At 63.1% G+C, this 19,793-nt stretch carries 21 protein-coding genes and 1 tRNA gene; 13 read left to right on the top strand and 9 right to left on the bottom strand.

The genetic code is table 11. The features are described from left to right. Positions 1–76 precede the first annotated feature (76 nt). The 5 genes from VL52_RS12325 to apbC all read right to left on the bottom strand — a co-directional run bounded on the left by VL52_RS12325 (position 77) and on the right by apbC (position 4,424). On the bottom strand, positions 77–1,312 hold the full coding sequence (locus tag VL52_RS12325; RefSeq protein WP_046157310.1) for a dicarboxylate/amino acid:cation symporter: 1,236 nt from the start codon (positions 1,310–1,312) through the stop codon (positions 77–79). A 395-nt stretch (positions 1,313–1,707) separates the two neighbouring features. Beyond that, positions 1,708–1,986, bottom strand: coding sequence for a barstar family protein (locus tag VL52_RS12320; protein WP_046157309.1), 279 nt, complete (start codon positions 1,984–1,986; stop codon positions 1,708–1,710). Continuing rightward, a complete protein-coding gene (locus VL52_RS12315; RefSeq protein ID WP_052729277.1) occupies positions 1,977–2,420 on the bottom strand; it encodes a ribonuclease domain-containing protein in 444 nt (147 codons plus the stop codon). The genes VL52_RS12320 and VL52_RS12315 overlap by 10 nt, the downstream gene beginning before the upstream one ends. A 64-nt stretch (positions 2,421–2,484) precedes the next feature. Beyond that, positions 2,485–3,264 (bottom strand): glutamate racemase, encoded by a 780-nt coding sequence (murI, locus tag VL52_RS12310; protein ID WP_046157308.1) that lies wholly within the window; start codon positions 3,262–3,264, stop codon positions 2,485–2,487. 8 nt (positions 3,265–3,272) lie between these two features. After that, positions 3,273–4,424 (bottom strand): iron-sulfur cluster carrier protein ApbC, encoded by a 1,152-nt coding sequence (gene apbC / locus VL52_RS12305; protein WP_082107149.1) that lies wholly within the window; start codon positions 4,422–4,424, stop codon positions 3,273–3,275. Between the two features lie 272 nt (positions 4,425–4,696). Here apbC and VL52_RS12300 point away from each other — a divergent pair, with 272 nt between their 5' ends. The 7 genes from VL52_RS12300 (at position 4,697) to VL52_RS12270 (ending at position 11,214) form a co-directional block, all read left to right on the top strand. Then, entirely contained in the window at positions 4,697–5,956 is a 1,260-nt protein-coding gene (locus tag VL52_RS12300) for an MFS transporter (RefSeq protein ID WP_046157307.1), read from the top strand. 145 nt (positions 5,957–6,101) lie between these two features. Next, complete coding sequence (metG, locus tag VL52_RS12295) at positions 6,102–8,171, top strand: methionine--tRNA ligase (protein WP_438939062.1); 2,070 nt, start codon at positions 6,102–6,104, stop codon at positions 8,169–8,171. Positions 8,172–8,604: 433 nt separating this feature from the next. Next, positions 8,605–8,790 carry a hypothetical protein gene (locus VL52_RS12290; RefSeq protein ID WP_021476952.1) on the top strand — a complete coding sequence of 62 codons (186 nt, stop codon included), beginning with the start codon at positions 8,605–8,607 and terminating at the stop codon, positions 8,788–8,790. Between the two features lie 153 nt (positions 8,791–8,943). Next, entirely contained in the window at positions 8,944–9,570 is a 627-nt protein-coding gene (locus tag VL52_RS12285) for a VC0807 family protein (RefSeq protein ID WP_046157305.1), read from the top strand. 436 nt (positions 9,571–10,006) lie between these two features. Next, positions 10,007–10,083, top strand: a tRNA-Met gene (locus VL52_RS12280). Between the two features lie 134 nt (positions 10,084–10,217). Beyond that, a complete protein-coding gene (locus VL52_RS25680) occupies positions 10,218–10,658 on the top strand; it encodes a methyl-accepting chemotaxis protein (RefSeq protein ID WP_144410235.1) in 441 nt (146 codons plus the stop codon). A gap of 352 nt (positions 10,659–11,010) precedes the next feature. Then, positions 11,011–11,214, top strand: coding sequence for a cold-shock protein (locus VL52_RS12270; RefSeq protein WP_021476955.1), 204 nt, complete (start codon positions 11,011–11,013; stop codon positions 11,212–11,214). Between the two features lie 103 nt (positions 11,215–11,317). Here the strand turns inward: VL52_RS12270 and VL52_RS12265 are convergent, their stop codons facing one another. After that, a complete protein-coding gene (locus VL52_RS12265; protein ID WP_046157303.1) occupies positions 11,318–11,797 on the bottom strand; it encodes a GNAT family N-acetyltransferase in 480 nt (159 codons plus the stop codon). 57 nt (positions 11,798–11,854) lie between these two features. Continuing rightward, the gene (gene yaaA / locus VL52_RS12260) at positions 11,855–12,628 is read right to left on the bottom strand and encodes a peroxide stress protein YaaA (protein ID WP_046157302.1); all 774 of its coding nucleotides are present in this window, start codon (positions 12,626–12,628) and stop codon (positions 11,855–11,857) included. A 110-nt stretch (positions 12,629–12,738) separates the two neighbouring features. Between yaaA and dtd the strand changes: the two genes are divergently transcribed. Continuing rightward, positions 12,739–13,191 carry a D-aminoacyl-tRNA deacylase gene (gene dtd / locus VL52_RS12255; RefSeq protein WP_046157301.1) on the top strand — a complete coding sequence of 151 codons (453 nt, stop codon included), beginning with the start codon at positions 12,739–12,741 and terminating at the stop codon, positions 13,189–13,191. Between the two features lie 4 nt (positions 13,192–13,195). Continuing rightward, complete coding sequence (locus tag VL52_RS12250; protein ID WP_052729276.1) at positions 13,196–14,257, top strand: FUSC family protein; 1,062 nt, start codon at positions 13,196–13,198, stop codon at positions 14,255–14,257. A gap of 68 nt (positions 14,258–14,325) precedes the next feature. Here VL52_RS12250 and VL52_RS12245 read toward each other — a convergent pair whose 3' ends face one another. After that, positions 14,326–16,155, bottom strand: a complete 1,830-nt coding sequence (locus VL52_RS12245) for a lytic transglycosylase (RefSeq protein WP_046157300.1) — start codon at positions 16,153–16,155, stop codon at positions 14,326–14,328. Between the two features lie 169 nt (positions 16,156–16,324). After that, a complete protein-coding gene (gene gloB / locus VL52_RS12240) occupies positions 16,325–17,092 on the bottom strand; it encodes a hydroxyacylglutathione hydrolase (protein WP_046157299.1) in 768 nt (255 codons plus the stop codon). A 13-nt stretch (positions 17,093–17,105) separates the two neighbouring features. On the opposite strand from gloB, the gene VL52_RS12235 reads away from it, so the two are divergent. Genes VL52_RS12235 through ispD form a run of 4 tightly spaced genes read left to right on the top strand, consistent with a single transcriptional unit; the run spans position 17,106 to position 19,784 of the window. After that, on the top strand, positions 17,106–17,870 hold the full coding sequence (locus VL52_RS12235; RefSeq protein WP_021476962.1) for a class I SAM-dependent methyltransferase: 765 nt from the start codon (positions 17,106–17,108) through the stop codon (positions 17,868–17,870). 10 nt (positions 17,871–17,880) lie between these two features. Then, positions 17,881–18,324, top strand: a complete 444-nt coding sequence (rnhA, locus tag VL52_RS12230; protein ID WP_046157298.1) for a ribonuclease HI — start codon at positions 17,881–17,883, stop codon at positions 18,322–18,324. A 52-nt stretch (positions 18,325–18,376) separates the two neighbouring features. Beyond that, positions 18,377–19,093 carry a DNA polymerase III subunit epsilon gene (gene dnaQ, locus VL52_RS12225; protein WP_021476964.1) on the top strand — a complete coding sequence of 239 codons (717 nt, stop codon included), beginning with the start codon at positions 18,377–18,379 and terminating at the stop codon, positions 19,091–19,093. Positions 19,094–19,097: 4 nt separating this feature from the next. After that, positions 19,098–19,784, top strand: a complete 687-nt coding sequence (gene ispD, locus VL52_RS12220; RefSeq protein WP_046157297.1) for a 2-C-methyl-D-erythritol 4-phosphate cytidylyltransferase — start codon at positions 19,098–19,100, stop codon at positions 19,782–19,784. The last annotated feature ends 9 nt before the right edge of the window (positions 19,785–19,793 follow it).

Here is a 19,793-nt window from a genome sequence, read left to right as displayed (position 1 = left end):
CAATAGTTTCTTGCAGCTTTCCGTCCATGAAAAACGCCACCGCGAAGGGTGGCGTTGACGCGGGGGCGACAGCGGCTCAGTGCCGCTTCAGTTCGCCTTCCCACTTGGCGACCACGGCGGTGGCGACGGAGTTACCCACCACATTGGTGGCGGAGCGGCCCATGTCCAGGAAGTGGTCGATGCCCAAGAGCAGCAGCAGGCCGGCTTCCGGAATGTTGAACTGCGCCAGGGTGGCGGCGATCACCACCAGCGACGCGCGCGGCACGCCGGCCATGCCCTTGGAGGTCAGCATCAGGATCAACAGCATGGAGATTTCCTGGGCCAGCGTCAGATCGATGCCGTAAGCCTGGGCGATGAAGATCACCGCGAAGGTGCAGTACATCATCGAGCCGTCCAGGTTGAACGAATAGCCCATCGGCAGCACGAAGCTGGCGATCTTGTTGGATACGCCGAAGCGTTCCAGCTGTTCCAGGGTCTTCGGATAGGCGGCTTCCGAGCTGGCGGTGGTGAACGACAGCAGCAGCGGCTCCTTGATCATGCCCATCAGGTGCAACAGGCGCGGGCCGACGATCAGCACGCCGACGGCGATCAGCAGCAGCCACAGGATGCCGATGGACAGATAGAACTGGGCCATGAATTTGCCGTAGGTGCCGAGAATGGACAGGCCTTCCTTGGCCACGGTGGCGGCGATGGCGCCGAACACCGCCAGCGGGGCGAAGTTCATCACGTAGCTGGTGACCTTCAGCATCACGTGGGCGACGACGTCGATCACGTCGATCAGCGCCTTGGAGCGCTCGCCCAGAGCCGCCATCGCGCTGCCGAAGAACACCGAGAAGATCACGATCTGCAGAATTTCGTTGTTGGCCATCGCCTCGAACACGCTCTTGGGAATGGCGTGGGTGACGAAGTCCTTCAGCGAAATGGCGCCGGCCTTGATGCCGGAGTCGGCGTGCATGTCGGGCAGCGGCAGGTTCAGCGCCACGCCCGGCTTCAGGATGTTGACCATGATCAGGCCAAGGGTCAGCGACGCCAGCGAGGCGCAGATGAACCAGCCCATGGTCTTGCCGCCGATGCGGCCCACCGATTTGGCGTCGCCCATCTTGGCGATGCCTACCACCAGCGTGGAGATCACCAGCGGGGCGATGATCATCTTGATCAGCCGCAGGAAGATGTCGGTGAGGATGGACATGCCTTCGACGAAGGATTTGATCGCGGCGGCGTCATCGCCGGCGTGTTGGCGGAAGAGGTAGCCTACGAGGATGCCCAGCAGCATCCCGACCAGAATCAAGGCCGTGAGTTTTTTAGACTTCATTCAGTTGTTCCTGCCTGTTCTTGAGACGTTTTCAAACGAGCGTCGCATTTTCATGACATGACATGCGGCTTAATGGAGGGAGTCATGTGTGCGTGCCGTGTGTCCGGCATGTTTCGCCATGTAGCGGCCGGGCTACTTTGTTGTTTTTAGCCCGTTTTCAGGGACTTGTACCTGTTGTTGTCCGACAGGAGCAGCCGGCTGAAGGTTAGCGATTATAGAGTGTTAGTACGAGGTTGTCTTGACGGGATTTCGACAATTGCTGTTCGAATTCGAATATTTCGCAATGATCTTAAAGACTTAAGAATTCCATGATGCGCTAAAGAAGCGCATCGCATGGCGAGGGCTGCCGCGTTGATGCCGTTCGTGTAGCGCTGCGACAACGCGGCGGGCGGGGATCAGTGGTGGATGTCTAGGGTGACGTCGCCGCGCTCTTCGGCGACGGTTTGCAGAATTTCCAGCACGGTGGCGTAAACGTCGGCGCCCAGCCCGCGGCGGGCTTCCTCGGTATCGCGCCAAAGCAACTCGAACGGGCCGGCCACATCGTTGGCCAGGCTGTCGTACAGCGCGTCCAGGTTGCGGCCGAAATGGGCGGGCAGCGACAGCTGGCGCTCCAGCTCGTCGTAGAACTGCTCCAGGCTGCGGATATGGCGCAGCTCGCATATTTTTACTTGCATGGCGCGACCTCGATGAAGCTGTTGTAGTGGTCCACAGTGACAAAGCGCTGGCCCTGGCGGCTGAACAGCAGGCGCTTGGCGCCGCGCTTGCCGCCGGTGTAGCCCAGGTCGGCCTCTTGCCACTGGCCGGCTGGCAGGCGTTTTTCGTAATTGCCGAAGCGGTCGCCACCCATGGACTTGCCTTGCAGGCCGGGCGCGGTCCACAGGCTGCGTCCCGGCTTCCAGCCGGCGGCCTGGGCCTGGCGCTTGGTGACGAACTTGTCCGGCAGCCGGCCGTCGCGGCTGAGGCTTTGCAGCATGTCGCCCAGCTCGGCCACGTCCAGCTGGCGGGAAGCCTGCAGATTGACCTTGGCGGCGACGTCGCGACAGGAGGGCGCGGCCAGCGCGGGGAGGCTCAGCGCCGACAGCAGCAGTAACAGCAATCTTGTTTTCATGATGAAACCTGAGGCAAAGGGTTGCCGCGCCATTCTAGCGTCGCTGCGGCGGCGGGAGAAGCGCTCAATCCAGCGCTTGCGACTCCACCGGGTAGGGATGGCCGATGAGCTGCGGCAGCCGCAGCGCCATTTCGCCGGCGTCGGCCGAGGTGGTGATGAAGCGGTAGTAGCGGTCGCCCTGGCTATCGCAGCCGTGCTGGCGCAGCAGGTCGCCGACGCGGCGGGCGATGGCCTCGGCCGGGTCGTACAGCTGGATCCCGTTGCCGGTGACCTCGCGGATCAGCGGCTCGAGAAACGGGTAGTGGGTGCAGCCCAGCGCGATGTGGTCGATGTTTTCGTTCATCAGCGGCTCCACCACGCTGCGCACCAGCGCGCGGGTGCGTTCGCTGGACAGCTCGCCCGCTTCCACTTGCTCCACCCAGCCGTGGCCGGCGCGGCGCAGCACGTCCACGCCATCGGCGTGGTCGTCCAGCAGCGTTTTCACGCGCGCGCTGGCCAGCGTGTATTCGGTGGCGAGCACGGCGATGCGGCCGGTGCGGCTCATCGCGGCGGCGGGCTTGATCGCCGGCTCGATGCCGACGATGGGGAGAGACAGTTCGGCGCGCAGCGCGGCGATGGCGGCGGTGGTGGCGGTATTGCAGGCCACCACCAGGATGGTCGCGCCCTGGCTGACCAGATAATGCCCCACCTTCAGCGCCCGGGCGATGATCTCGTCGCGGCCGCGCGGGCCGTACGGGCAATAGGCTTGGTCGGCCAGATAGGTGATCGGCCAGTCGGGCAGGGCGGCGCGCACCGCGCGCCACACCGACAACCCGCCCAGGCCGGAATCGTACATTGCGATCATGCTGCGGCTCAGTTGTTCTGGATCACGATCTTGGGGAACTTGCCGGAGAAGTCCTGAGCCTTTTCGCCCACCTTCACCGCCACGCGGCGGGCGATGGCGCGGTACAGCTCGGCCGGCTTGCCGGACGGATCGGCCGCCACGCTGGGCTTGCCTTCGTCCACCGCCAGGCGGATGGCCAGATCCAGCGGCAGCGATCCCAGCAGGTCCACGCCGAAGTCCTGCGCCATCTTGGCGGCGCCGCCTTCGCCGAAGATGTGTTCGGCGTGGCCGCAGTTGGAGCAGATGTGGATCGCCATGTTTTCCACCAGGCCCAGGATGGGCACGCCCACCTTCTGGAACATGGTGACGCCCTTGCGCGCGTCCAGCAGGGCGATGTCCTGCGGGGTGGTGACGATCAGCGCGCCGGTGACCGGCACCTTTTGCGACAGCGTCAGCTGCACGTCGCCGGTGCCCGGCGGCATGTCGATCACCAGATAGTCCAGATCGTCCCAGCGGGTGTCGTTCAACAGTTGCTGCAAGGCCTGGCTGACCATCGGGCCGCGCCATACCATCGCCTGATCGGCGTCCACCAGGTAGCCGATGGACATGGTCTGCACGCCGTGATTGGACAGCGGCGTCAGCTTGCCCTCGACCGATTCCGGACGCTGGCCCTGCAAGCCCATCATCAGCGGTTGCGACGGGCCGTAGATGTCCGCGTCCAGAAGGCCGACTCGCGCGCCTTCGTCCGCCAGCGCCAGCGCCAGGTTGGCGGCGGTGGTGGACTTGCCGACGCCGCCCTTGCCGGAGGCGACGGCGATGACGTTCTTCACGCCTGGCAGCAAGGGCACGCCGCGCTGGGCGGAGTGGCTGGCGATCTGGCTGCTCACCGCCACCTTGACGGCGAGGCCTTCCGCCAATGGCGCCAGCGCCGCCTCGAACTGCTGGCGGACGGCGTCGAACTGGCTCTTGGCCGGGTAGGCCAGCACCACGTCCAGGCTGATCTCGGCGTCGCCGCACTTGAGATTCTTGACGTTTTTGGCCGCTATGTAGCTTTTGCCGGTATTGGCGTCGATCAGCGGCTTCAGGATTTCGAGGATCTGGTTTTCGAGCTGTGCCATGGTTTCGTTCTGGGTGGCCCGGTCGGCTTGGCCGCCGAACAGGCGGGTGAGTTTGGAGAACATGCGAGGTTCCGGATGGATATTTCCGACAATTTTAATCGGATTTTGTCTCGGGCGCATCGCGCTTGGCGATGTCCGCATCTTACTCCTGCGGGCTTCCGTCGGTCAGGGAATTTATTGTGTATCAGGGCTTGGTTTATAAGTTTTTTTTGATAAAAGTCTTTGAAAAGCGTAGTATTACCGGTTCTTTACGCAATGCGCGACGCTTGCGTTCCAAGGCTCGGCCCCGTCAGGCCGCGGGCCCTGCTCTTTGATCGAAAGGCTTTCTCCGCTTTATGCAGTCCAAACACGCCAAGCTTACCTGGGCCAATCTGCTGTTCCCGCTGGCCCTGGTCCTGTTCGAATTCGCCGTCTACATCTGCAACGACATGGTGCAGCCCGCCATGCTGGCGGTGACCCGCGAGTTTCTGGTCGACGCCTCCTGGGCGCCGACGTCGATGACCGCCTTCCTGATCGGCGGCGCGCTGCTGCCGTGGCTGACCGGCCCGCTGTCCGACCGCATCGGCCGCCGTCCGGTGCTGCTGTTCGGCGTCGCTTACTTCACCATCGCCTGCCTGGCCACCTATCTGGTGAGCTCGATCGAAGCCTTTATCGCGCTGCGCCTGCTGCAGGGCGTGGGCCTGTGCTTCATCAACGCGGTCGGCTACGCCTCGCTGCAGGAATCGTTTGAAGAAAGCGCCGCCGTGCGCGTGACCGCGCTGATGGCCAATGTGGCGCTGATCGCGCCGCTGGTCGGCCCGCTCGCCGGCGCGGCGCTGCTGGAGCTGGCGCCGTGGCGCAGCGGCTTCCTGTTCATCGCCGGCCTGTCTTTCCTGGCTCTGATCGGCCTGTACCTGCGGATGCCGGAAACCGTCGAGCCCAGCCATGAGAAGCTGCCGCTGTCCAGCATGGGCCGAGACTACCTGAAGGTGTTCGGCCATAGCCGCTTCGTGCTGGCCGCGCTGTGCATCCCGCTGCTGGCGCTGCCGCTGATGGGCTGGATCGCGCTATCGCCGGTGCTGCTGGTGCGCGACCTGCACATGAGCACTGTCGAGTACGGCCTGATGCAGCTCCCGGTGTTCGGCGGCCTGATCGCCGGCAACCTGGCGCTGGCCGTGATCGCCGACCGCTGGCCGCTGGGCCGCTCCGCGCTGGTGGGCATGTGGCCTATCGTCGGCGGCCTGGCCGTGATGGTGGGCGGCGTGCTGTTCTCGTCCGTGCCGCAATATTGGATGGTGGCCGGCATGAGCCTGATGGCTTTCGGCGAAGGCCTGGCTTTCGGCGTGCTGTACCGATTCGCGCTGATGTCCTGCGACCTGGCCGGCCGCGGCACCATTTCCGCCAGCATGAGCATGATCTCGATGGCCGGCTACGCGGCGGGCATCGAGCTGTTCCGCCAGGTGTACCAGACCAGCGGGCTTGTCGGCTTCGCGGTGCTGTCGCTGTGCTTCTCGCTGGCCTATGTGCTGCTGGGCCGCAAGATGGTGGGCATCGCGATGGCCGAGCGCGCCGCGCCGGCGGAACAACAGGGCGAATTGGCTGGCCAGAGCGCCTGATCCGTCCGTTTAGACCATCACAAGCCCGGCCGCCGCGCGTCCCGGGCTTGTGTTTTTTGTGCGCGGCAATATCGGCGGCGCGGCGCGATGGCCGCCCGTCCGTTCTGTCTCTATAATCGATCGCTTGAGATTGCCTGACTGGGAAATGATCCGAATGACCAAACGCAAGATTCTGGTGACCAGCGCGCTGCCTTACGCCAACGCGGGGCTGCACCTGGGCCACATGCTGGAACAGATCCAGACCGATATCTGGGTGCGCTTCCAGAAGATGCGCGGCCACGAATGCTATTACGTGTGCGCCGACGACACCCACGGCGCGCCCATCATGCTGGCCGCCGAGAAGCGCGGCATCACGCCCGAGCAGCTGGTGAATGAAGTGCGCGAGCTGCACGTCGCCGATTCGCAGGGTTTCCTGATCGGCCACGACAACTACTACAGCACCAACAGCCCGGAAAACAAGGCGCTGGCGGAGCAGGTTTACCTGGCCCTGAAGGCCGACGACAAGATCGCCTGCCGCACCATCGAGCAGCTGTTCGACCCGGAAAAGCAGATGTTCCTGCCGGACCGCTTCGTCAAGGGTGAATGCCCGAAGTGTTCCTCCAAGGACCAGTACGGCGACAACTGCGAAGTCTGCGGCGCTACCTACGCGCCGACCGAGTTGAAGAACCCGTATTCGGCGGTGTCCGGCGCCAAGCCGGTGCTGAAAACCTCCGAGCACTACTTCTTCCGCCTGGGCGAATGCGCGGACTTCCTGAAGGCCTGGACTAGCGGCTCCAGCCGCCGCGCCGACGGCGCCGTGCAGCAGCATCTGCAGCCGGAATCGCTGAACAAGATGAACGAGTGGATCGGCGGCGGCCTGCAGGATTGGGACATCAGCCGCGACGCGCCGTACTTCGGCTTCGAGATTCCGGGCGCGCCGGGCAAGTACTTCTATGTGTGGCTGGACGCGCCGATCGGCTACATGGCCAGCTTCAAGAATCTGTGCGAGCGCCTGAGCCTGAACTTCGACGAGTGGTTCGCCAAGGACAGCCAGACCGAGATGTACCACTTCATCGGCAAGGACATTCTGTATTTCCACGCGCTGTTCTGGCCGGCGATGCTGAATTACTCCGGCCTGCGCTCGCCGACCGGCGTGTTCGCCCACGGCTTCCTGACCGTGGACGGGCAGAAGATGTCCAAGTCGCGCGGCACCTTTATCCAGGCCAAGAGCTATCTGGATTGCGGCCTGAATCCGGAGTGGATGCGCTACTACATCGCCGCCAAACTGAACGGCCGCATCGAGGACATCGATCTCAACCTGAACGACTTCGTCGCGCGGGTGAACTCCGACCTGGTCGGCAAGTTCGTCAACATCGCCAGCCGCTCCGCCGGCTTCATCTCCAAGCGCTTCGACGGCATGCTGGCCGCCCAGGTATCCGACGGCGAGATCCTGGCCAAGCTGCAGGCCGCGGCTGAAGAGCTAGCCGCAGCCTACGAGGCGCGCGAATACGCGAAGGCGCTGCGCGACGTGATGGCGCTGGCCGATGTGGTCAACGGTTATGTGGATGCCAACAAGCCGTGGGAGCTGGCCAAGCAGGAAGGCCAGGACGCGCGCCTGCAGGACGTGTGCACCGTGCTGGTCAACGCCTTCCGCCTGCTGGCCATCTACCTGAAGCCGGTGCTGCCGAAGCTGGCCGAGGGCGTGGAAGCCTTTCTGGATGTGTCGCCGCTGTCCTGGAGCGACGCGGAAACTCTGCTGCTGGGCAAAAAGATCAATGCCTACCAGCACCTGATGCAGCGCATCGACCCGGCGCTGATCGACAAATTGATAGAAGCGAACAAACAGAATATGCAAGCTACCCAAGACGCGCCGGCCGCCGCCACGCACGAGCCGCTGGCCGAAACCATCAAGATCGACGACTTCGCCAAGGTGGACCTGCGCGTAGGCAAGGTGCTGGAGTGCAACTTCGTCGAAGGCTCGGACAAGCTGCTGCAGTTCAAGGTGGACCTGGGCTTCGAGACCCGCAACATCTTCTCCGGCATCCGCAAGGCCTATCAGGAGCCGGAAAAGCTGGTCGGCCGCCACGTGATCGTGGTCGCCAACCTGGCTGAGCGCAAGATGCGCTTCGGCGTGTCGCAGGGCATGATCGTCTGCGCGTCCGGTGTGGACGACAGCGAAGGCCTGTTCCTGCTGGACGTGGACGCAGGCGTCAAGCCGGGCATGCGCGTCGGCTGATTTCCGCCGTCCGCCATTGACCTAGGTCATGGCGGATAAGTAGTATCACCAGGTATTTTGATGATGCTTGGTTATCCTGGCCCCGGTTGCCATATTGGTAGCTGGGGTCTTGTTTTACCCTTATGGAAAGTTGCTAGGCGGCGGGGACTGTTTTCTTGTCCGACCGCCGCCACGGTCTTTTGTCATCGCCGTGTGGCGAACACTGACAAAAGTCCAGCTGCGGCGAACCGTCGGCTTGCTATAGCATGGTGGATTGCGCGGTAATGGGCGCTTGCGGATGATGGACTTCGTCACGGGCTTGTCATCCACGCCTGCTAGATTGCAGGCAGGCAACAGATTGACTGTGCGCCTGGTTGGAACTTTTTCCGGCGAACACTGACAAACAACGAATATCTATCTGTTTTTTATCGAAAAAAAGAATAAGGATTGAATTATGAAAATCTCGCAACTGAAGCCGGGCTACAAAGTTTTCGAACATAAGGAGTGCGGCGACGTGGTTCACTATGAAGTGATCAGCGTGCGCCAGGTCGGCAAGATGTTTGAAGTGACTTTCAAGTCCGCGCTAGGATTGGCCAGCGCGATGTATCCGGCCAATGGATTCATTCAGGCCGCGGCCTGAGTCTTCCCAATTCCGAATCGTCGGCCGGCGCGCCGGCGCGCCAAGCCCCGCCTAGAGCGGGGCTTGGTTTTTTGCGCGGCGACGAGGATGGCTCCGCATTGACAATTGCATGATGGGTCTGCACTGTAACGATTTTATTTTGGAGTCCGCGCCATGCCGCGACGCGCCTTGCTGCTGCTCGAACTGGTCGTCAATTTTCTGCTGCCCTGGCTTTGTTACCATTGGGCCAAGCCGCATTGGGGCGAAATGGGCGGCTTGCTGCTGTCGGCTGTGCCGCCGATAGTCTGGAGCTTGTGGGAGCTGTGGCGGACGCGACGGGTGGATGCGCTCGGCATGATGGTGCTGCTGGGGATCGCGCTGTCGCTGCTGGCGATGTTGCTGGGCGGCGGAGAGAAAATGCTGCTGTTGCGCGAATCCCTGCTGACGGGTTTGTTCGGCGCGGCATTCCTGTTGTCCTTGTTGTTGCCGCGTCCGTTGGTCTTCTATCTGGCGAGGGCGACGATAGAGCGCAAGGAAGAGGGAGGTCGGGAGCGCTGCGAGCGGCTGTGGCAGCAGGCGGCTTTCCGTGGTGGTATGCGGACGATGACTGTGATGTGGGGTGTGGGCTTGGTGGCGGAAATGGCGCTGCGCAGCTGGCTGGCCTGGCATTGGCCGGTAGAGCGTTCGGTGCTGCTGTTGCCTTGGATCAGTTATGGCGTGATGGGTGCGCTGACCGCGGCGACCTTGCTGATGCGCAAGCGAATGGGGGCAGGGCTGCCGCGAGCGATTGCCAGCAGCTGAGAAACTGGTATTTTATTGGCATTTTGTATCTATTTGGTATACAATCAGCTGGTTGGACAAAAAAAGAGGGCCGCGCGAGGCGGCCCGAAGTTCCGTGATGAACACTTAGGAGAACAGGCATCGCCTGGGCTGTACGCGCTGGCAGTCGCATGCAGCTTGCAACACCTGTCAAAATGCACAAGAGGCCGGTTGGCTCTCCATCAGGTTGGCAGACCCGGATGGCAAGCTGGTCGTCTTTGCTTTCGCATCAACGCCGACCACGATGTCAATGTAGCGGCTTTTTGTTGACCGCTTATGTTTTTGCCGCCGGCATCTGTTAAAGATTATGAAGTCGAAGTGCGATGGGTTTTAAAGAAAGTTTCATGTAGCTGTTGACAGTAAATCCACTGTTCGGTATAGTTCACTTCTCTGCACGAAACGCAGAACAGAATTCAGACGCGGGGTGGAGCAGTCTGGTAGCTCGTCGGGCTCATAACCCGAAGGTCGTAGGTTCGAATCCTGCCCCCGCAACCAAATAAAGCAAGCACTTAGGCCAACTTTTCAAAGTTGGCCTTTTTGCTTTTCCGGATCCGGTAACCGCTGTGTAAGCGGATTCGATCCATCTCGGCCGCTGTGAGTCCGCGCGGCCAGAAGGCGGCATCTGCGTGATGCGCTTCCAAGCATCCCCCTCGCCAGGCTACCTGTTGTTTTCTGCCTCCAGCCGGTCATCGCGGACCAGACGAATCTGCTGGTGCAGATGCTGTCTTGAGGCCGTTCGCGTGGGTGTTCAAGGCCGCGGCTTTGCCATGGCGGCGGGCGAGGTGCGCAAGCTGGCAGAACGCACGGCTCAGGCCATGGCCGAAATCACCGCAAACTCAGGGCATGCCGCAGCAGGCGCGGAGCGCCGTGGATCAGGGCGTGGGCCTGGCTCGGAGCTCGGCAAGCGAGATCGAGGGCATCGATGGGCTAATGCCGCGGGCAGTGGAGGCTTTCGCGCAAATTATCTACATCACCTGGGGGCAATCCACTGCAGTCGGCAACGTCGTCGACACCACCGAGCGCATCGAGGGCATGACTCGTTCCGCGTCGGAGGTCTCGCAGAGTGCTAGCTCGACCTTGGATGAATTAAACCACCAAGCTACTAAGCTCAGGGGCGTGGTAGAGAGGTTCCATATTTAGCCAAGCTGGGCGCGCCCGGCAGGAGTAATGCAGCGCAAGCCAGATCGGTTCGGGCTCCGGTTGCGCTGCGCCTGTCGCGGTGCCGGTCTGAGCCCTTTTCTTAAAAATATTGTTGACAACTGAAAAGTAATCTGTGCAAAATTAAAGGAGCAGGATCTTCAAGCGTCATATCTATCGACACCTCGTTGCCCACCCCGTTGGTCTTCTTTGTTTCCTTATCTATTCCTTGATTATCATGCTTTTGGCGATTTTATTGCCGCTAACCGACACAAGGAGTACATTATGGAAACGGGTACCGTTAAGTTTTTCAACGACGCAAAAGGTTTTGGTTTTATCACCCCGGACAATGGCGGTGATGATCTGTTCGCTCATTTTTCTGAAATTCGTGCCGATGGGTTCAAGTCCCTGCATGAAGGCCAAAAGGTAAGCTACACCCGAGCTATGGGCCAAAAGGGCCCGGCAGCATCCGGCATTCAGCCTCTCTAATTATTGCTGCTATGAAAAAAAGCCCCTAGTGGGCTTTTTTTGTCTAGGTCTTTCAAGTGAAAAACCGAGGCTTAGCCTCGGTTTTTTGCATTCCGGTGTTCGATCATGCCGCAAAGGCTTTCAAGGCCTCGCCAGCGAAGCGGTAGTAAATCTTGTCAGCCACGATGCCGGCGCCGATGCTTCGATAGAACGCCATCGCGTCCGCATTGCCTCGCTCCGCCGTCCAATCCAGCCGTTTGCAGCCGTGTTCCATGGCATGGCGGGCCAGCGCCTTCATCAAGGCCTTGCCTATGCCGCCGCCGCGCGCTTCAGGGACGGCGAACAAATCCTTCATGAACAATTGGCCGCCATATTCCGGCGCGGGGTATAGCAGCGAGAAGCTTGCGAGGCCGATGGCGGTGTTTTCGCGCTCCGCCAGCATGACTTGCACGCCGCAATGCGCTTGGAACAAGTTGCCGGCCACGTAGCGGGCGGAGGCCTCGCGGCTTGCCCGATCGGGACCGAAGTAGTGCAAGTCGATCCGGTAGAACAATTCGGCCAGAGCCGAGGAGTCGGCCGGCGCCGCAAGGCGGGTGGCGATCATGCCTCGTCCTGTCAGGTAAAGGCATAATATTAATGACGATGGTCTGTGCCGGCCAGCTTATTCGCGGTTGCGGCGGAATACCCAGCTCAGTTCGTTCGAAGCCGCCGCGTCGAAGGCGTAGCCCTCGCTGTCGAAGCCGCGCAGGTGTTCCGGATCGACGACGCCGCGCTCGGCGGCCCAGCGCGCCATCAGGCCGCGCGCGCGCTTGGCGTAGAAGCTAATGATCTTGTACTGGCCGTTCTTTTTGTCCTGGAACACCGGCGTGACGATGGCCGCGTTGAGCGCCCGGGGCTTCACCGATTTGAAATACTCGTCTGACGCCAGGTTCACCAGCGTGCGCTGGCCCAGCGCTTCCAATTGCGCGTTGAGCCTCGCGGTAACCGTTTCTCCCCAGAACTCGTACAGATTCTTGCCGCGTCCGTTGGCCAGGCGGGTGCCCATTTCCAGCCGGTACGCCTGCATCAGGTCGAGCGGGCGCAGCACGCCGTACAGGCCGGACAGGATGCGCAGATGGTTCTGCAGGTAGCCGACGGTGGGTTGAGCCAGCGTGGCGGCGTCTAGGCCTTCATAGACATCGCCCATGAAGGCGTAGATTGCCTGCTTGGCGTTGCCGGGAGTGAACGGGCGCTGCCAGTCGGCGTAGCGGCCGACATTGAGATTGGCCAAGGCATCGCTGATGCTCATCAGTTTGGCGACGTCCAGCGGGCTTTTTTGGCGCAGGACGCCGATCAGCTCGGCGCTGTGGTCCAGCAGGTCGGGCTGGCTGTATTGGTCGACGGCGGGCGGGTTTTGGTAATCCAGCGTCTTGGCCGGCGAGATGACCATCAACATGCGGCGTTTCCTTTTCTTGAGTTGGCGCTATTGTACCGAAGCGCGGCGGCTCGCGTCCGCCGCGAAGGAATGGGTAGAATGAAACGAGAGCCACGACGAGGAATGTTCGAATGCGGGTGCTGGTGCAAAGGGTAAGTCAGGCGGCGGTGACAGTGGAGGAGCGAACGGTGGGTGAGATAGGCGCAGGCGCCTTGCTGCTGGTCGGCGTGGAGGAGGCGGATGGATCGGAGGACATCGTCTGGCTGGCGCGCAAGATCAGCCAGCTGCGCATTTTCAACGACGAGGCCGGGGTGATGAACCGCAGCCTGCTCGATTGCGGCGGCGACGCGCTGGCGGTCAGCCAGTTCACGCTCCATGCCAGCGTGAAGAAGGGCAATCGGCCCTCGTACTCGCGCGCGGCGCGCGGCGAGATCTCGCAACCGCTGTTCGACCGTTTCGTCGCCGAGCTGGCCGCCGCGCTGGGCAAGCCGGTGCCAACCGGCGTATTCGGCGCGGACATGCAAGTCAGTCTGATCAATGACGGCCCGATCACGATCTGGCTGGACAGCCGGAATCCGGAGTAGGGCCATGGGCGGGAGATGGCAGCATCCGTGGCGGGTTCTGGTGGTGCCTTACTACCTTAACCGCTACGCGCGTCAGGCGCATGTGTTGCGGGTGGCGCTGGCTTTTGTGGCCGGTCTGGCGCTGGTGTTGGGAACCGGCATCCCCCATGGCGGCTGGATGCTGGTTACGATCCTGATCGTGTTGGGCGGGGTACCGCACTGGGGCGGCGTCAGGCGCAAGGCGCTGGAACGGATGGGCGGTTCGTTGCTTGGGGCGCTGGCTGGCCTGGCCGCCATCCTGCTGCACGGCGCATCGCCGTATCTCTGCTACGCCTGGATGCTGGTGGTGGTAGCGCTCAGTTGCTGGCACGCGCAGGGCAAAGGAGGCTATCTGGCGCTGCTGACCGGCATCACGCTGGTGATTGTCGGCGGGCTGGGCGACGAGCCGATCAACGAGGCGCTGTGGCGCAGCTGCAATGTGCTGATCGGTTCGCTGATCGGCATGGCCGCCGCCGCCACGCTGCCGCTGCGGGCGCTGGACAGCTGGCGTTTCCTGCTGGCGGACAATCTGCGCGAGGCCGCGCTGCTGTACAACCGCATCGCGCGCCGGCTGCCGGTGGAGGGCGACGCTGCGCTGGACCAGTTCAACAGCCGGCTGATCCGCTTGCGCGGCCTGCTGTCCGCGGTGACGCAGGAGTCGGCGCTGTCGCACCGCCAGCTGGATCAGGTCCAGCGTTGCCAACGCAGCATCTGGACCTTGCTGGACCGGATGGGCGAAGTGTCGGCATCGACTCCGGCCTTGGCGGAAGAGCGTTCGCCGCGGCGGGCCATCGTCCGCACCTTGCTGCGGGCGGCGCACGCCCTGCGCTTCAACCAGCCGCAGCTGCTGGCTGACCTCTTGCCTGCGGCCGACAATCCCGCGCGGATGCGCGAGCCCACGCATTGCCATTGGCTGGTGGCCGAGTTGTCGTTGACGGTGGAGGAGCTGCGCGGACAATTGCAGGATATCCTGCCGCAATTGATCGCCGCGCCGCCGCCGGCGCGAAGTTTGGTGAGGAGAATGCGCGGCGCGCCCGGAAAGTCCTGATGATCTAATGAAAATCGGCCTGGTATTTCCGGGCCGACTTCATGCGGGCATCGTCGTTTTCCGATTGATTACAGGCCGACGATCTTGACCTTCTGGCCCGGTTGCAGATGGTTGGGGTGCCGACTGCCGTTGATGCGCTGGATGTCGTTGTGGGTGACGCCGAAGCGGCGGGCTATGCTGAACAGCGTGTCGCCGCGCTGAACCACGTATTCCTTGCTGCGGTGGGCATGGCTTGTGTTGGCGGCCGGGCGGCGCTCGGCTACCTTGACCAAGGCCGGATCCGCGCCGTCGTCGTCGCGGTTGGCGACGAGATTATCGGTTGCGCTGTCGGCTTTCAGCTTCAGTTTCTGGCCAACCTGAACCAGATTGCCGTCGAGTTGATTCAGTGTTTTCAGGTCGTCGATGTCGAGGTTGCTGCGGCGGGCGATGCTGTACAGCGTGTCGCCGCTGGCGACGGTGTAGCTGCCGAGATCGCGGGTGGCGAACGAGCGGGCGGCAGCGCTGTCTTCGGCGGTATTGGCCGAACTGGCCAGCAGCACGGCTTGGCGCGCGGCGAGGCCGGTGTCTGTTGCTGGCTGCGGCGCGATTTGCGGCTGGGTGGAGGCGACGGCAACGGCTGCCGGCGCCCCGGCTTGCGGCGTTGCTGCCAGCGCAACCTGCGTCACCGCAGGCTGGGTCGCGGGTGCCGGTTCGGCTTGCGCGATCAGCGTCGCGCCGGCACTGACCGGCGCATCGCCGATCGGGGTATCCACCGATTCGAACGACTGGCCGTCGTTCAGCGGCTTGTTCATCGCCACCAGCACCGGTTGGCCGGCTTTCAGCGTGCCGCCGCTGATGCGGTTGGCCGCGATCAACTGGCCGCTGCTCATGCCGTGGTCGCCGGCGACGGCGTTGATGTTCTCGTCGCTCTTGGGAACGTAGACTTCCCAGGTCAGAAGCGGCTTGCTCCACTTGTCCAGATTGGCCTGGAACTTGTCGACCTTGGCGGCGGGCAGCAGCATCTGGCGGCCGGCCTTGTAGGCGAACACCGGCAGGTTGAACGCCGGGTTCAGCTCCTTGAACTCCGCCACCGAGATGCCGGCCAGTTTGGCGGCGATGTCGATGTTCATGTGCTTGCCGGTGGAGACGGCGACGAAGTAGGGCTTGTTGGGGAACTTGTCCAGGTGGACGCCGTACTTTTCCGGGCTGAGCAGAATGTTACGCACCGCCAGCAGCTTGGGCACGTAGTTGCGCGTCTCGTTCGGCAGGCGGATGTTTTCGTAGGTGGGGTCTATGCCGCTGGCCTGGGCCTTGGCGATCGCGCGGGCCAGATTGCCTTCGCCCCAGTTGTACGCAGCCAGCGCCAGGTTCCAGTCGCCGAACTGGGCGTACAGGTTCTGCAGGTAGTCGAGCGCGGCGCGGGTGGCATCGGTCACATCGCGGCGGCCGTCATACCACCAGGTCTGCTCCAGCCCGTAATGGCGCCCGGTGGCCGGCATGAACTGCCACAAGCCGGCGGCGCCGACTCGGGAATTGGCGGTGGGCACGAAAGCGCTTTCCACCATCGGCAGCAGCGCGATTTCGGTCGGCATGCCGCGGCGCTCCACCTCGTTCATGATGTGGAACAGGTATTTGCGGCTGCGGTCCAGCGTGCGTTTGAAGTATTCGGGACGGCTGGCGTAGAAACGCTCCTGGCGGCGGACGGTGTCGGCATTGACCTCGTCCAGCTGAAAGCCTTCGCGCACGCGCTTCCAGACGTCGTCGCCGTTGCGCAGCAGGCTGGAGTTCAGCAGCATCATGTCGAGGCCGGCGGCCATCGCCTCGTCCACGCCGGAAGACGGCGCAGGGCCGGCCAGGGCCAGCGATGCGAATGGCAATGCGAGCGACACGGCGAGTGCCAATGGAGTGAAGCGTTTCATTCAGACGAGCCCGTATTTCTGATTCCGGCCGATGCTAAACATGCGCCAGGGGGGTGTCAATTGAAAAAGGCAAATCATTTCATGCGCTTTCATTGCTTATAGCCCATTTCGCGAGCAAGTGAAGGGCTTCGCGGATGGACTGCGAAAAGTTACGTATCCGGCATGCCTGTCAGCGAAAATCGTTCTTCCATTCCCGCAGCATGGCGAAGCAGGTTTCCTCGCTGTCGCCGGGATGTCCGCCGCGCTGCCGCAGCGTTTCGCGCAGCGCCGGTTCGCCGCTGCGGAGGAAGGGGTTGCTGGCGGTTTCCAGCGCGATGGTGCTGGGCAGGGTGGGCAATCCGCGTTCGCGCAGCGCGCTGTCGCGGCTGCGGCGCATCGCGAGTATCGGATTATGCTGATCGGCAGCCAGCGCGAAGCGCAGATTGGACAGCGTGTATTCGTGGGCGGGGTAAACCTTGGTTTGCGGCGGCAATCGGGCCAGTTTTTTCAGCGAAGCCAGCATCTGTTCCGGCGTGCCTTCGAATACCCTGCCGCAGCCTGCGGCGAACAGGGTGTCGCCGCAAAACAGAGCGTCTTCCAGCAGGTATGCCAGGTGGTCCAGGGTGTGGCCGGGCACTTCCAGCACCTTGGCCTGTCCCATGTCCAGCTCAACGGCGTCGCCCTCCCTCACCGGATGGCTGACGCCGGGAATGCCGGCCGGGCCGTAGACAGGAATGCCCGGACAGGCGCGGAGCAGCTCCGGCAGGCCGCCGCAGTGGTCGGCATGGTGGTGGGTGATCAGCACGGCTTGCAACCGCAGCTTTTCCTGCTCCAGGTAGCGCAGCAGCGGCGCGGCTTCGCCCGGGTCTACGGCGACGGCGCGCGCGCCCTCGCGCAAAACCCAGATATAATTGTCAGTGAATGCCCCTACCGGGGCGATGCTAAACGTGGCTGCCATAAGGCTTTCCCCCATGAAAAATTCGTTTGGCGCCTGGTTGACCGGCACCGAGCTCGGGCGTTACCTGCTGCAGCGCGAGCAGGAATATTTCGAGCGGGCGGTGGCCGACGCCTTCGGCTACCATGCGGTGCAGGTCGGGTTGCCGGAAATGGACTGCTTGAGCGGCAACCGCATTCCCTGGCAGTGCCGGGTGGCCGATTATGGCGACGTAGACGTGCGCTGCGATCCCGCCTTCCTGCCGTTCGAAACCCGCAGCCTGGATCTGCTGGTGATGCCCCATGTGCTGGATTTTACCACCCAGCCGCACCAGGTACTGCGCGAAGCGGACCGCGTATTGATGCCGGAGGGGCGGCTGATCCTGACCGGCTTCAATCCCTTGTCGCTGTGGGGCGTGCGCAGGCTGATCCAGGGCAGGGAATCGGCGCCCTGGAACGGCAATTTTTTCACCCAGCCCCGGATCAAGGACTGGCTGGCGCTGCTGGAACTGGAGTTGGAGGAAGGCGCCTTCATGGCGTACGCGCCGCCGTTTTCGCGCCAGGACTGGCTGGGCCGCTGCGGCTTCATGGAAGACGCGGGCGAGCGCTGGTGGCCTTTGGCGGCCGGGGTATATGGAATCGAGGCGGTCAAGCGCCAGCGCGGCATGCGGCTGATCACGCCCAACTGGAAGCAGCAGGCAAAGAAGAAGGGCGCGCTGGGCGTGGTGGCGGGCAACGAGCGCCAGCACACGCACAAGCGGCCGGAAACAACCGAGCGGGACGGCGTATCGTCCTGCCAATGAACGAGACAGCATGACGACAGAAGACAGAGTCGAGATTTACACCGACGGCGCCTGCAAGGGCAATCCCGGCCCCGGCGGCTGGGGCGCGTTGATGCGTTACAAGGGCAAGGAAAAGGAATTGTTCGGCGGCGAGCGCGGCACCACCAACAATAGAATGGAAATCATGGCCGTGATCCGGGCCCTGGCGGCGTTGAACCGGCCGTGCAAGGTGGTGGTCTATACCGACTCCCAGTATGTGCAGAAGGGCATTTCCGAATGGATACACGGCTGGAAGGCGCGAGGCTGGAAAACCGCGGCCAAGGAGCCGGTGAAGAACGCCGACCTGTGGCAGGAACTGGACGCCGAGCGCAACCGCCATCTGGATGTGGAATGGCGCTGGGTGAAGGGCCACTCCGGCCACGAGTTCAACGAGAGAGCCGATCAACTCGCCAACAAGGGCGTGGAGTCGGTCTGACCAGTAGACACGCCGCGGCGCCGTCGATACGGCTTCGCAGGCAGGACGCAGCATGAGACAGATTATTCTCGATACCGAAACCACCGGTCTCGATCCGCAGCAAGGCCACCGCATCATTGAGTTCGCCGGCCTGGAAATGGTCGGCCGCAAGCTGACCGGCAAGCATCTGCATCTTTACATCCATCCGCAGCGGGAGATCGATCCCGATGCCCAGCGCGTGCACGGCATCTCGCTGGAGTTCCTGGACGGCAAGCCGGTGTTCTCCAAGGTTGGGCAGGAAATCGCCGATTTTCTGCGCGGCGCAGAGCTGATCATCCACAACGCGCCCTTCGACATCGGCTTCCTCAACGCCGAGTTCGCCAAGATCGGCATCGAGCCGATCGACAAGCTTTGCGCCAGCGTGATCGACACGCTGCGCGAAGCGCGGGACATGTTCCCCGGCAAGCGCAACAGCCTGGACGCCTTGTGCGACCGCTTCGAGATCGACCGCTCCAACCGGACCCTGCACGGCGCGCTGGTGGACTGCGAGCTGTTGTCCGAAGTCTATCTATGGATGACGCGCGGCCAGGAAAGCCTGGCGATGGACATCGAGGTGGAACTGCCGGGGGACGCCGGCGCCATCCAGTTCGAGCGCAAGCCGCTGAAAGTGCTGGCCGCCAGCGAGGCCGAAGAGGCCGAGCATCAGGCTTATCTGGATGTGTTGGACAAGACGGTGAAGGGAGCCTGCGTCTGGCGCGGCCTGGAGCAGCCGGCGCAGGCGGGGGATTGAGGCGATGGCCAGAATGATCGCGCTGGTGCCGGCGGCGGGCTCCGGCAGCCGCTTCGGCGCGCCCAGCCCCAAGCAATATCTGCAATTGAACGGCAAGCCATTGATGTGGCACACCCTGGCCACGCTGGCGGCGGTGCCGGGAGTGGACGAAGTGGCGGTGGTGGTGTCGCCGCAGGACGAATGGTTCGACGGTTTCGACTGGGATCTGCCCAAGCTGTCGGTGCGCCGAGTCGGCGGCGCCAGCCGCGCCGAAAGCGTGGCCAATGGATTGGCCGCGCTCGCCTGCGCCGGGGACGACTGGGTGCTGGTGCACGACGCGGCGCGCTGCTGCCTGTCGGTGGCTGCCGTGGAGCGCCTGATCGCCGCCTTGTCCGGCCATGCGGTGGGCGGCCTGCTGGCGCTGCCGGTGCCCGACACCGTCAAACGCGCCGACGCCGACGGCCATGTCGCCGCCACCGTGCCGCGCAAAGGCCTGTGGCTGGCGCAGACGCCGCAGATGTTCCGCGCCGGCGTGCTGGAGAACGCGCTGCGCGGCGTGGCGGCCGAGGACATCACCGACGAGGCGGCCGCCGTCGAGCGCCTGGGATTGAAGCCGCTGCTGGTGGAGGGCGACGCGCAGAACTTCAAGGTCACCTATCCGCGCGATCTGGCGCTGGCCCGCGCCATCCTGGCCGCGCGCGAAGACTACTGAACAGCAAGG

It is taken from the genome of Chromobacterium vaccinii, from assembly GCF_000971335.1.
Classification (GTDB): domain Bacteria; phylum Pseudomonadota; class Gammaproteobacteria; order Burkholderiales; family Chromobacteriaceae; genus Chromobacterium; species Chromobacterium vaccinii.
The sequence above is the reverse complement of the archived record's forward strand: the minus strand, read 5'-3'. Positions and strand labels throughout refer to the sequence as shown.

Excerpts from the sequence above, each read along its gene's own strand:
- VL52_RS12325 (WP_046157310.1), bottom strand. The coding sequence starts at position 1,312 with ATGAAGTCTAAAAAACTCACGGCCTTGATTCTGGTCGGGATGCTGCTG.
- VL52_RS12320 (WP_046157309.1), bottom strand. The coding sequence starts at position 1,986 with ATGCAAGTAAAAATATGCGAGCTGCGCCATATCCGCAGCCTGGAGCAG.
- VL52_RS12315 (WP_052729277.1), bottom strand. The coding sequence starts at position 2,420 with ATGAAAACAAGATTGCTGTTACTGCTGCTGTCGGCGCTGAGCCTCCCC.
- murI (WP_046157308.1), bottom strand. The coding sequence starts at position 3,264 with ATGATCGCAATGTACGATTCCGGCCTGGGCGGGTTGTCGGTGTGGCGC.
- apbC (WP_082107149.1), bottom strand. The coding sequence starts at position 4,424 with ATGTTCTCCAAACTCACCCGCCTGTTCGGCGGCCAAGCCGACCGGGCC.
- VL52_RS12300 (WP_046157307.1), top strand. The coding sequence starts at position 4,697 with ATGCAGTCCAAACACGCCAAGCTTACCTGGGCCAATCTGCTGTTCCCG.
- metG (WP_438939062.1), top strand. The coding sequence starts at position 6,102 with ATGATCCGAATGACCAAACGCAAGATTCTGGTGACCAGCGCGCTGCCT.
- VL52_RS12290 (WP_021476952.1), top strand. The coding sequence starts at position 8,605 with ATGAAAATCTCGCAACTGAAGCCGGGCTACAAAGTTTTCGAACATAAG.
- VL52_RS12285 (WP_046157305.1), top strand. The coding sequence starts at position 8,944 with ATGCCGCGACGCGCCTTGCTGCTGCTCGAACTGGTCGTCAATTTTCTG.
- VL52_RS25680 (WP_144410235.1), top strand. The coding sequence starts at position 10,218 with ATGCGCTTCCAAGCATCCCCCTCGCCAGGCTACCTGTTGTTTTCTGCC.
- VL52_RS12270 (WP_021476955.1), top strand. The coding sequence starts at position 11,011 with ATGGAAACGGGTACCGTTAAGTTTTTCAACGACGCAAAAGGTTTTGGT.
- VL52_RS12265 (WP_046157303.1), bottom strand. The coding sequence starts at position 11,797 with ATGATCGCCACCCGCCTTGCGGCGCCGGCCGACTCCTCGGCTCTGGCC.
- yaaA (WP_046157302.1), bottom strand. The coding sequence starts at position 12,628 with ATGTTGATGGTCATCTCGCCGGCCAAGACGCTGGATTACCAAAACCCG.
- dtd (WP_046157301.1), top strand. The coding sequence starts at position 12,739 with ATGCGGGTGCTGGTGCAAAGGGTAAGTCAGGCGGCGGTGACAGTGGAG.
- VL52_RS12250 (WP_052729276.1), top strand. The coding sequence starts at position 13,196 with ATGGGCGGGAGATGGCAGCATCCGTGGCGGGTTCTGGTGGTGCCTTAC.
- VL52_RS12245 (WP_046157300.1), bottom strand. The coding sequence starts at position 16,155 with ATGAAACGCTTCACTCCATTGGCACTCGCCGTGTCGCTCGCATTGCCA.
- gloB (WP_046157299.1), bottom strand. The coding sequence starts at position 17,092 with ATGGCAGCCACGTTTAGCATCGCCCCGGTAGGGGCATTCACTGACAAT.
- VL52_RS12235 (WP_021476962.1), top strand. The coding sequence starts at position 17,106 with ATGAAAAATTCGTTTGGCGCCTGGTTGACCGGCACCGAGCTCGGGCGT.
- rnhA (WP_046157298.1), top strand. The coding sequence starts at position 17,881 with ATGACGACAGAAGACAGAGTCGAGATTTACACCGACGGCGCCTGCAAG.
- dnaQ (WP_021476964.1), top strand. The coding sequence starts at position 18,377 with ATGAGACAGATTATTCTCGATACCGAAACCACCGGTCTCGATCCGCAG.
- ispD (WP_046157297.1), top strand. The coding sequence starts at position 19,098 with ATGGCCAGAATGATCGCGCTGGTGCCGGCGGCGGGCTCCGGCAGCCGC.